The sequence below is a fragment of the Acinetobacter sp. YH12144 genome, assembly GCF_013418345.1.
Classification (GTDB): Bacteria; Pseudomonadota; Gammaproteobacteria; order Pseudomonadales; family Moraxellaceae; genus Acinetobacter; species Acinetobacter amyesii.
In genome coordinates this window covers 16,839-28,225 of record NZ_VPCD01000006.1, presented here as the reverse complement: position 1 = coordinate 28,225, position 11,387 = coordinate 16,839, and the positions used below count along the sequence as shown (strand labels likewise).

Annotated in this window: 10 protein-coding genes and 1 pseudogene; 5 read left to right on the top strand and 6 right to left on the bottom strand. The window is 38.8% G+C overall.

The genetic code is table 11. The annotated features are described in order from the left end of the window. The first annotated feature begins 133 nt into the window (after window positions 1-133). Both groES and groL read left to right on the top strand, forming a co-directional pair. Complete coding sequence (gene groES, locus FTU79_RS05240) at window positions 134-424, top strand: co-chaperone GroES (RefSeq protein ID WP_078192966.1); 291 nt, start codon at window positions 134-136, stop codon at window positions 422-424. 73 nt (window positions 425-497) lie between these two features. After that, a complete protein-coding gene (gene groL / locus FTU79_RS05235) occupies window positions 498-2,132 on the top strand; it encodes a chaperonin GroEL (RefSeq protein ID WP_078192965.1) in 1,635 nt (544 codons plus the stop codon). Between the two features lie 430 nt (window positions 2,133-2,562). Here the strand turns inward: groL and FTU79_RS05230 are convergent, their stop codons facing one another. Then, window positions 2,563-2,937, bottom strand: coding sequence for a hypothetical protein (locus tag FTU79_RS05230; RefSeq protein WP_180049100.1), 375 nt, complete (start codon window positions 2,935-2,937; stop codon window positions 2,563-2,565). Window positions 2,938-3,448: 511 nt separating this feature from the next. Between FTU79_RS05230 and FTU79_RS05225 the strand changes: the two genes are divergently transcribed. Next, a complete protein-coding gene (locus FTU79_RS05225; RefSeq protein WP_180049098.1) occupies window positions 3,449-5,239 on the top strand; it encodes a YadA C-terminal domain-containing protein in 1,791 nt (596 codons plus the stop codon). 94 nt (window positions 5,240-5,333) lie between these two features. Here FTU79_RS05225 and FTU79_RS05220 read toward each other — a convergent pair whose 3' ends face one another. After that, a complete protein-coding gene (locus FTU79_RS05220) occupies window positions 5,334-5,816 on the bottom strand; it encodes a copper resistance protein NlpE (protein WP_180049096.1) in 483 nt (160 codons plus the stop codon). Window positions 5,817-6,097: 281 nt separating this feature from the next. Here FTU79_RS05220 and FTU79_RS05215 point away from each other — a divergent pair, with 281 nt between their 5' ends. Next, on the top strand, window positions 6,098-6,676 hold the full coding sequence (locus tag FTU79_RS05215) for a 1-acyl-sn-glycerol-3-phosphate acyltransferase (protein ID WP_171262613.1): 579 nt from the start codon (window positions 6,098-6,100) through the stop codon (window positions 6,674-6,676). An 81-nt stretch (window positions 6,677-6,757) separates the two neighbouring features. Here FTU79_RS05215 and FTU79_RS05210 read toward each other — a convergent pair whose 3' ends face one another. Then, entirely contained in the window at window positions 6,758-7,087 is a 330-nt protein-coding gene (locus FTU79_RS05210; protein WP_180049094.1) for a hypothetical protein, read from the bottom strand. 190 nt (window positions 7,088-7,277) lie between these two features. After that, window positions 7,278-8,010, bottom strand: a pseudogene (locus FTU79_RS05205) (sulfite exporter TauE/SafE family protein). Window positions 8,011-8,209: 199 nt separating this feature from the next. Here FTU79_RS05205 and FTU79_RS05200 point away from each other — a divergent pair. Beyond that, window positions 8,210-8,707: a hypothetical protein gene (locus FTU79_RS05200; RefSeq protein ID WP_180049092.1), complete on the top strand. Its 498-nt coding sequence runs from the start codon at window positions 8,210-8,212 to the stop codon at window positions 8,705-8,707. A 56-nt stretch (window positions 8,708-8,763) separates the two neighbouring features. Here the strand turns inward: FTU79_RS05200 and rsmD are convergent, their stop codons facing one another. Together rsmD and mrdA are read right to left on the bottom strand one after the other, a co-directional pair. Continuing rightward, a complete protein-coding gene (rsmD, locus tag FTU79_RS05195) occupies window positions 8,764-9,315 on the bottom strand; it encodes a 16S rRNA (guanine(966)-N(2))-methyltransferase RsmD (RefSeq protein ID WP_168378319.1) in 552 nt (183 codons plus the stop codon). A gap of 3 nt (window positions 9,316-9,318) precedes the next feature. Continuing rightward, window positions 9,319-11,361 (bottom strand): penicillin-binding protein 2, encoded by a 2,043-nt coding sequence (mrdA, locus tag FTU79_RS05190; protein WP_180049090.1) that lies wholly within the window; start codon window positions 11,359-11,361, stop codon window positions 9,319-9,321. Window positions 11,362-11,387 lie beyond the last annotated feature (26 nt).

Here is an 11,387-nt window from a genome sequence, read left to right as displayed (position 1 = left end):
TTAAATTTTGCCCTTGAAGGGTTTTTTTCCATCCCCACAAAAGTGTCATCTAAATTATTTTTTGTCGATGGCTTACGGAAATCAAAATGTCATCGTCTTTTATCTAGTAAATAGACTTAGTCTGGAGTTAACTATGAGCAATATTCGTCCTTTGCATGACAACGTTGTGATTCGCCGTGTTGAAAAGGAAACTAAAACTGCTGGTGGTCTTATTTTAAGTACTTCAGCAGCTGAACAACCTGCTCAAGGCGAAGTAATCGCTGTAGGTAATGGCAAAGTAACTGACAATGGCGTACGTGCATTAGACGTTAAAGTTGGTGACAACGTATTGTTTGGCACTTATGCCGGTACAAAAGTAAAAGTAGCAGGCGAAGAGCTTCTTATTATGAAAGAGTCTGACATCTTAGCGGTACTTGAAGCTTAAGTTTCGTACACGCATTTAGACCCTTTTATTCATCATAAATTGTTAAAAATTTTAAAAAGATTCGGAGTTAGACATGTCAGCTAAAGACGTAAAATTTGGTGATTCAGCGCGTTCAAAAATGATCGCGGGTGTAAATGTACTTGCAGATGCTGTAAAAGTGACTTTAGGTCCTAAAGGCCGTAACGTTGTCATCGACCGTTCTTTCGGTGCGCCGCACATCACTAAAGATGGTGTTTCTGTTGCTAAAGAAATCACATTAAAAGACAAATTTGAAAACATGGGCGCTCAGCTGGTTCGTGAAGTGTCTTCAAAAACCAATGACATCGCGGGTGACGGTACAACAACTGCAACTGTACTTGCTCAAGCAATCCTAAATGAAGGGATCAAATCAGTTACTGCTGGTATGAACCCAATGGATCTTAAACGCGGTATCGACATCGCGGTTAAAGCTGTTGTTGCTGAAATTAAAGCGACTGCTAAACCTGCTTCTGACTCTAAAGCCATTGAACAAGTAGGTTCGATCTCTGCGAACTCTGACACCACTGTTGGTAAACTTATTGCTCAAGCAATGGAAAAAGTCGGTAAAGAGGGTGTAATTACAGTTGAAGAGGGTTCAGGCTTTGAAGATTCTCTAGATGTTGTAGAGGGTATGCAGTTTGACCGTGGTTACATCAGCCCGTACTTTGCAAACAAACAAGATACACTAACAGCTGAACTTGAAAACCCATACATTCTTCTTGTTGATAAAAAAATCAGCAACATCCGCGAATTAATTGCTGTACTTGAAGCTGTTGCTAAAACAGGTAAACCGCTTCTTATCATTGCTGAAGATGTTGAAGGTGAAGCACTTGCAACTCTTGTTGTAAACAACATGCGTGGCATTATCAAAGTTTGTGCTGTTAAAGCACCTGGTTTTGGTGATCGTCGTAAAGCGATGCTTCAAGACATCGCGATTTTAACTGGCGCGACTGTAGTTTCTGAAGAGGTTGGTATGTCTTTAGACCAAACTACACTTGAGCACTTAGGTACAGCGCATAAAGTTACTGTTTCTAAAGAAAACACGGTAATTGTTGATGGTGCAGGTGTTGCAGAGCAAATTGCTGAACGTGTAACTCAAATTCGTGCTCAAATTGAAGAATCAACTTCAGAATACGATAAAGAAAAACTTCAAGAACGCGTTGCTAAATTGGCAGGCGGTGTTGCTGTAATCAAAATCGGCGCTGCAACTGAAGTTGAAATGAAAGAGAAGAAAGATCGCGTTGATGATGCACTTCATGCAACTCGTGCTGCAGTTGAAGAAGGTGTTGTAGCAGGTGGTGGTGTTGCACTTGTACGTGCTGCAAAAGCACTTGAAGGTGTGTCTGGTGCTAACGATGATCAAAATGTTGGTATCAATATTTTACGTCGTGCGATTGAAGCGCCGCTTCGTCAAATCGTTGCAAACTCTGGTGATGAGCCTTCAGTTGTAATCAATGCTGTGAAAAACGGTGAAGGTAACTTCGGTTATAACGCTGCGACTTCAGAGTATGGCGATATGTTAGAAATGGGTATTCTTGACCCAGCGAAAGTAACACGTTCTGCGCTTGAGCATGCTGCATCTGTTGCGGGCTTAATGCTTACAACTGAATGTATGATCACTGAAATTCCAGAAGATAAACCTGCTATGCCTGATATGGGCGGTATGGGTGGCATGGGCGGTATGATGTAAGCTAATTGCTGCAAGATAAAATTAAACCCTGCATTTTGCAGGGTTTTTTTTGTGATGTGTGTTGTAATTATGTGATTATTTGAATAACATAACGCAAATTAATGTAAAACATGTGATCATTTTTATTCTTTATATTGAGAATAAGAAATTGTTATTGATTTGTATGATTTATATATTGGAATATTTAAAATTTTAATTTATGATTTTATCAACATGTTCTTTATAAGAATAGCAATGATAAATCAAGACGGTAAGCGAATAAAATGCATGAATAAACATTCAAAAGTATTCGATCCCAATTGTGAAAAAATTCTCGTGAGTAAAAAAGAGTTACAGATGCTTTACAAGACAATACGTGACTATGAAGAGAGAATTAATTTTTACGAACTTGAAAATAAAAAATATTTAAAATTATTGAATAAAGATACTTCTATCTCTGAATGAATTGGTCAATTAGATCTTTAATGATTTGTTTTTGACTTACATTCAATGTCCGAAATTTTAAAAAATAATCAAGTTCTGATTGATCATTTGACTCAAGATTGGACGATCCTAATGTGTTGTCGCCAAAGCGTAACCACTGGCTAGTGACATTGAGCCAAATAGAAAGAATAGCCAGTTTATCTTGATTTGGAATCGCTTTACCTAATAACCAATTATTTGCCGATTGCACTGAAACAGGAGTGCCATCATATCTATGATTAAACTCTTTTGATAAATAAGTTGGGCTAATAGGGTGATTTGAATCTATTAGTGCCTGTTTCAAGCGTTCACTAAAAGCTAACTTTTCTTGTAGATTACTCATATTTCATTGATTCTGCTTACAATAATTAAGGACTCTTAAAAGTAACAGAATGTCGATAAGAGTTCGGTAAATTTTAAATGTTGATTGTAGGAAATAGCCAAATAAATAACAATCATTTTTCGTCTAATTATTGATAAATAAGAGTAATTTTTTGTAAGGAGGATAAACGATACGTGTTTACGAGCAATCAAATATTGATTGATTAAAGAGTAAAAGTTAAAGGAAATATAATTCTTTAATATTAATTGTATTATATAAAAATATCAAAAAAAACAATAAATTATAGTATTTTTTGTATAAAAAAAAGAATTAAAATATTTTTTATTTAAAAATAAATCAAATTTTGATTGATATTAATGTTTCATTTTGTATATTATTGCCACAGCACCGCAGGGGCGGTTGGCTATGAATTGCGGTATCTCCAGACGATAAGCACGCATTCGTATCAGTTTCGCTGGTAAACATCATCCTAGGGTCTACCAGTCTTTTTATAAAAATTGAAGGAATTTGTATGAAATTTCAGAAAACACTTTTGGCAGCAAGTTTGGCATTTTTAGCAGTTGGTGCAAATGCAAAAAATGCAAATCCAACCCAGCAATCTGAAGGTTTGTTTAATAGTACAGGTTATGTGTTCTCACCAGTTCTTAACCAAGGTACTAACTGGGCTGACTTGGGAACTGGTGCTGTTACTTCAGTTACTGGAAGTGGTTCTCAAGTAACTTATGAAATTTTTAACTATAAAACGGCATCTGGTAAAGACGTAGTTAGCGTAACAAAGTTGGGTTCAAAAACATCTGAAGGTTTTTTTGAATTTGTTAAAGATGCTGCTGGAAATGATCAACTAGTAGAATACAAGGGTAATGATGTTTTACTTGACACGCTATCTAATGGCGGTCAATTAACGGATTCTACAGCTGGTACAACAACTACTGGCTATGAGTTAAAAGAAATTAATAATGAACATTTAGTATATGGTTATCAAGGTAATGTTGGTGGTTTGAATCAACAATTACAAGGTGCGTATATTAATCCAGAAGGTGTTTCTACTCAGTTTACAGGTACACTATTCGTTCCAGGTACTTCAAATTCTAAATATGTAAACTCAGGTATTATTGGAAATACTGGTGCATATGATGCCGTAACTGGTCAGCCTTTAGATGTATCAAAAAATATATATGGTGTAAGTGCAAAAGATGGTAATAATTTTGTAGCATTAACAGGTAATGGTATTGCATTAGCTGATCTTAGCTTAGGCACTCTTCAGTATGACGGCAGTGTTATTACAAATGAAAAACAAGTAGGTGCAGCAAATAGTTCGACATTAAAAACTCGTCAATATACTATTGGTGGTCGTACAATTCTTGAAGTTTATAATGATGACGCTGGTAATGAAGTTGCTCCAAAATTCTATGCAGCAACTCAAAATGCTGATGGTAATTATACACTGGCAGGAGTTGCTGATGTAACAGCAGCAGATGTAGCTGATTTATTACCAATTCGTACAGGTACAGCAACATATACAACTGGTAAATTTGAACAAGCAGTTGTTCATAATACAATTACTAATAAAAATGTAACTTATAGCGAATCGGTTACATCTGTAGATAAATCTAAACTTCAAGCAGGTATTGTACAAACTACTACTGCTACTGGTGCTACTGCAGTCGCTAATGAAAACGTTGGTGAGGCTACTATCAAAACTACTCAATCAGTTTCAACTGGTGTGATTAATAAAGTAGATGACCAAAACGTTTATGGCGTTGAAGTTAAGAAAACGACTGTTGATTCAGAAGGTAAGCAAACTACTGCAACAACAAAAATCACTGCTGACTATGTTGACTCTGGTGATTTCCGTATCAATGGCGTAAGTATTGTTGACAACATCAAATCTTCTGTTGATGGTGCTGTAGCAGGTGCAACAGAAGCTATTGATGCTAAAGTTGCTGAAGTTGACCAAAAAATCGTACAAGTTGATGAGCGTTTAACTCAGTTCAATACTGTTGCAGCTGGTTTAAACAGCCGTGTTGACCAATTGAACAGCCGTATTGATGACGTAGAGAAAACAGCTTACCGTGGTGTTGCAATTGCTTTAGCTGCTCAACAACAAATTCCTAACATTGGTGCAGGTCAATTTGCAGTATTTGGTGGTGTTGGTCACTACGAAGGTGAATCTGCAGGTGCTCTAGGTGTTGCAAGCGTATTTGCTGATGGCCGTACTTCACTTAGCGCTGCAATCGGTGTTGCAGGTGGTAGCGAAGTTGGTGGTCGTGTAGGTCTTTCTTATGTATTTGGCGGAAAATAATTAACCCGTTGATACATTTGGATTAAACAAAAAATCCCCGCTTTTGCGGGGATTTTTTATGATTAATATATGACTACAAATGTTAAATAAAACGCTAATCAAGCTTTTTAGTGAGCTGTAAATTTAATTCAGGCATTTCCAATTTTTCACCTTTATCACCACGAAGCTCAATAAAGTTTTCACCTACAAAATAAATTCGATTGTCGCCCTCGGCATCAAGTTGAATCATCCCAGGTTGATCTGGCAAAAACTTAAAACTGCCTTTCACTTTATTTTCAGTGTTCGCAGCTTTACCTAAAAACTCTTGGCTGAGTTCATAGCTCTTATCAAGTTTAAGTTCAAGCTCAGTTTCAATCCCTTTGCAATCATGGCAAGGCAGAATTCCTTTATATTCACCTGCCCAATCAAGTGCATTTTCGGTGTTATCACCTGTAGCAATCGGACTTTCTGAGGCAGCGTCCGTATTGGCAATGACATTATTATCTGGTGGTGTCGCAGTTTCAGATTCATTGCTGGTCTTTGAACATGCCGTTAGGGTTGCACTGACCATACAGAGAGCGAGGATTAGTTTTTTCATGAGATTTATACACCGTATGTACCCAATATAATGCTAAGCTTGACTTTTATTGCTTAAGAAAAATAGCCTATTCCTGTTAACAATTGTGTGTTTGGTTAATACATCAAAACAGAAACTTGATTTTTAAAAATTCGTAAATAGTGAAATATTGGTGACATACCTAAAAGTGAACGCTAAAGGACATTTATATATTAATTGGTGAATAACTAAACAATATAGGCTTTTATAATTATTTTGCGTTGTTAAACTCTGCAGCATAGAAAAAACTGTCGGTGCAAATTGTGTTTGAAAAAACAGCGGAAAAAAGTCTGAACTTAATGGGGTGGCAAATTGATAACCATTGGGATTTAAATATCGACCAATGTGTCATGATTGCAGCGCCACATACCAGTAATTGGGATGCACTTTATGCACGCCTTGCCCTGAAAGCTTTAGGGGTAAATGTTCGTATCACGATTAAAGACAGTTATATGAAATTCCCGTTTGGGCCTTTTGTACGTGCAATGGGCGGAATTGGTATTAATCGTCGTCCAAAACAAGATGGTGAAGCACGTCAAAGTATGGTTGAGCTCATGGCTGACTTATTTAAGCATCATCCGAAATTAGTCATGTTGGTGACGCCAGAAGGGACACGCGCCAAACAAGAGAAGTGGAAAACCGGTTTTTATCATGTTGCCATGCAAGCAGGTGTGCCGATTGCTTTAGCCTATATGGACTATGCGCAGAAAAAAACGGGTGTGGGTAAAATTGTTTATCCTACAGGCGATTATGAAAAAGATATGGCTGAAATCATGGATTTTTACGCGCAAATTCATGCCAAATTTCCTGAAAAATTCAGTGTCGATACACGCTATCACTAATCCAACAAACCAATAAAAAAGGACAGCATCGGCTGTCCTTTTTTATGTTTAGATTCTTCTGTTTAGATTTTTATGTTGATTTTAATCATTAAAGTCGGGATGAATACCGCCCAGATTTTGACATGCCGCCTTATAAATAATGTATTGCTGGTCAACCACATCGATGAGCGGAATACGAAATAACTTTTCGCCATGCTTATAGCTATCGATATAAGACACTACTTTTTGTTTGCTTGATGCTAGTTTTTCTTCATGGAAAGTTGTAATCGAGCTATGAGTCATATGTGAACTTTCAATATTATTGCATTGAAAATGGGAGACTAGTTTTTCAGCTTTTTTAATTTCGCTGGACGTGCCAAACATACAGCCGCTAAGCAGAGTTACACCTGCAAGCAGGATGAACTTTTTCATGGTTTTATTTTAAGCAAAATTATGAGGTGCAATATTCTATTAATTTTCGACAAAAAAATTAATCACTTTTTTACCATTTGGCTAATTTTTATTTAAATGTGAATTGTGTCATTGTTACAAGATGTGAATGTCTAACTGAAAAGGCGATTTTCTAGAATCATCTAGATAAATATCTTTTGGTTTTGAGTCATCAGGTTGAGATACTCATCGTCACCAAGAAGCAGCCTGAAGAAAATAATAGCCCTAACACGATATGCTTAAATTGGCGTTCTGAAATGCGATAAAAAAGTTTGGCACCAAAAATCACGGGAAAAGCCATAATCACCAACAGCACGGCTAAATAGGGCAGATGTTCACGATGGATGATCCCTTGTAGCAGATAGCTGATGAGTGTAACGAGCTGAATGGCTAAATTGAAATGTCGCAAAATATAGCGTTGTTCTGCTTTGGGTGTATTTTTCAGCATGAGCCATGCAGAGGGTAATGCACCACAAAAGCCTCCAAGACCACCCAAGATTCCAGCAATATATCCAATACTAGAATCCGCCCATTTCCCTGATTTTTGGATGAATGAAAATTTAGGATTAAAAAATAAAATTGGGCACCAAAACATTAAAAAAGCGCCCAAAACCAATTTAAATGTATCTGGATTAATGCTGTCTAATAAATACGTACCGAGCGGTACACCTAAAATTCCTGCAATTAAATAGGGATAAATGATTTTTTTATTGATCGGAATGCTTTTACGTTCTGATGATAATGAAATGGCTATAAACTGAAGCGCAGACCACCAAGGGTGCGGCTATTTGAGGGGGGAGTATCCAAACCCAAAATGACATTGCGATAAGGGCGAATGCAAACCCTGTTAATCCTTGTATGAATCCCGCAAAGATGGCACCAAGAATAAAAAACAGCCAAGTCATTAAATTACAGCTTTGAAATACGTGGCGCTATTGTAGTGAATTTTTCTATATAAATGTGGCTGACTGAACAAATGTAGCAAAATTGGATGTCAAATGATGAATAAAACATGAATGTTTAAATACAGCAGATGTACACAGACTTCCGATTGAATTCATTTCGATAAGTGAAAATGCTCTTCATCAAAGAGGAGTGCTACACATGCTTAAACAAGTTGCTTTGCTATCTGTAGTTGCAGTTACATTTACAGGGTGTGTCGTGGCGCCATTTGATGATGGCCGATACCATTCGAATCAATATGGCTATGCAAATCAATATGGTTATTCAGGTCAATATGGGGGGTCATACGGACAGCGCTATGACTCAAGTCAGCGTTATGACCGTTCATATAGTCGAGTGAATAGCCCGCAACATCGACCAAACTCACCACGATCGAATTCGAATAACCGTCCAGACGATACTCATAAACCGAATGTGCATAAACCAAATGCGCATAAACCGAATGTACAGAATCCTTCATCTCAGCATCCGTCAAATGTGCATCGTCCAAGCGCAAAGCCTCAGACGCCAGCTAAACCCAATACAAGCAAGCCCCAGCAGCAAAAACCACAGCAACAACGTCCTAAAGTAACGCCCGTGGATAAAGCTAAAACCCCGGGTGGATTTAACAGCCAGCGTCCACTTCGACCACAGGTTTAATGATTTTCAAGTAATAAAAAAGGACGCATTAACGTCCTTTTTTGTGTGCATTTACATTAAGCCTTTTTATATAAGCCTGCACGTACCGTACCTGCTTTGGTTTGTTTGATTTGCTGCCAACTGCTCGGGAGCTTTAACTGAGCAAGATCACGGTCAGCTTCGATATAAATTAAACCATTGTCTGCAATGCACGGATCGACCAATTCAGCAAGTTCTTGCCATAAATCAAGACTATAAGGGGGATCTAAGAAAATCAGATCAAATTGATCTTTCAAGTTAGGAATGGCTTGTTGTGCCGTCATGTTTTTGAGTTGCACACGTTGTTTGCTCACCCTTAAGAGTTCTAAATTGTCCATGAGAAACTTCGCTTGGGTGCGATCAGGTTCAATTAAAACGGCTTCTGCTGCACCACGTGAGAGTGCTTCAAACGATAATGCCCCTGAACCTGTACAGAGGTCGAGGACTTTGGCATTTTGAACATCCCACATGAGCCAGTTAAATAATGTCTCGCGGACACGGTCAGGTGTAGGGCGTAGACCGTCAATACTGGCAAAAGGCAGTTGACGTCGTTTCCATTCACCCCCAATGATTCTTAATTGATTTTTCATGAATTATTCCTCATCGGTTGCATGTGCTGCACTGGCAGCACGAGGTGGGGTATTTGCAGTATTCGATTGTTGAGTTGCACTGTTGTTCTGCTGAGCTGTTGGGCTCGCATTTGGATCGGCTGATAAAATATTCGAGCCGTTTGGTAACTCACTCGGTTTTAGACCCGCAGTCATGAGACCACCGCTAATTTGATGGCTAGCAGGACGAATTGGATTCTTTTTACGTGTTAATAACCAGTAATCAAACATCGGTTTCGCAATTTGAGCAGCAGAACCACCGTGACGACCATTTTCCCAAACGACGGCAATCGCAATTTCAGGTTTTTCCGCAGGGGCAAAACCAACAAATAAACCATGGTCAAGCTGACGCTCTGTCAATAAAGATTCGTTATAGCGTTTACCTTGGGCAATACTTTTAACCTGTGCGGTGCCTGTTTTACCTGCTATTTGATACATTGGGGTACGAATACCACGACCGGTCCCTGTTTGAACCACATCAATCATGGCATCACGCATTTTGATCCAATCATCTGGCTTACCATTAAATTGAATGCGACCATTCGGGGCGTTATGGACTTTGTGGACTTTAGAGCCTTTACTTTCACGCAAAACGTGAGGTGTAACATGAGAGCCTTGATTAGCGGTAATGGCAGTCGCCATCGCCAGTTGTAATGGTGTTGCTGTAAATGCACCTTGACCAATACTGACAGAAATGGTTTCACCTTTAAGCCAATTGGACTTCCGTGTGCGGAGCTTCCATTCAGGATTTGGATATAGCCCCGTACTTTCACTTGGTAAATCTACACCGGTTTTTTCACCGAAGCCAAACTGACGCATCCAAGTATTCATTTTTTCAATGCCCATACGATAGGACAAGACATAGAAATAGGTATCGCAGGAAATGACTTGAGCTTTGTGTAAATTAACTGAGCCATGACCAGTTTTTTTGTGGTCACGGAAACGATGGCTGTCACCCGGAAGCGTGAAATAGCCCGGATCGGAAATGGCTGTACTCCAATCCACTAGACCATAATGAATACCACCTAAACCAAACATCGGTTTGATCGTTGAACCCGGTGGATAAGCCCCTTGCACAGCACGGTTATATAATGGCTGATCGAGGCTATCACGTAGTTCAGAATAATCTTTGCTGCTAATGCCAGTAACAAATAAGTTAGGGTTAAAACTAGGACTGGACACAAGAGCAAGAATTTCCCCAGTACGTGGGTCAATCGCCACAATTGCACCACGTCGATCTGCAAGCTGCTCTGAAGCGACCATTTGTAGTCCATAATCTAGGGATAAATATAAGTCATTACCACGAATCGGATCTTTACGACCTAGATGTCGTAACACATTACCAAAGGCATCGGCTTCAACCGACTCATTTCCCGGCATACCATGTAAAAGTTCTTCGTATGATTTTTCAACGCCAATTTTACCGATCAGGTTTGAGCCAGCGTATAAATCTTTATCAATCGTTTTTAGTTCTTTGTCATTAATACGACCTACGTAGCCAATCACATGGGCAAACAGTTCACCATGTGGATAGTAGCGAGTCATTTGGGTCTCTATATTGACACCCGGGAATTGATATTTCACCTCACTAAAACGGGCGATATCATTTTCATTTAAATTCAGTTTAATCGAAACGCGTTCAGTCTTTTTAGAGGTTTTAATCCGACTTTTGAAACGTTCGATGTCTTCATCAGTCAGTTCTAACAGAGGCGTTAGGCGCTCTACCGTATCATCAATGTCTTCAACATCCGCACGGCTCATGGTTGCTGAGAAAACCGGATAATTATCCGCTAATAACACACCATTACGGTCATAGATATAACCACGAGAAGGTGCAAGCGGTTGCAATCGAATTCGGTTTTGATCGGCAGCAGTCGAAAAGGTCTCATAACTTTTGATTTGCAAATATGCATATCGTGCCACAAGCAACAGCATAAAGAAGGAGACAATCCCTATCGAAATCACCACGCGATTACGATAAATCCGCTTTTCTTGCTGGACATTTTTTAAAGGATAATGCTGCTTCATACGCGATCGACTTAAAGACTGAGAGC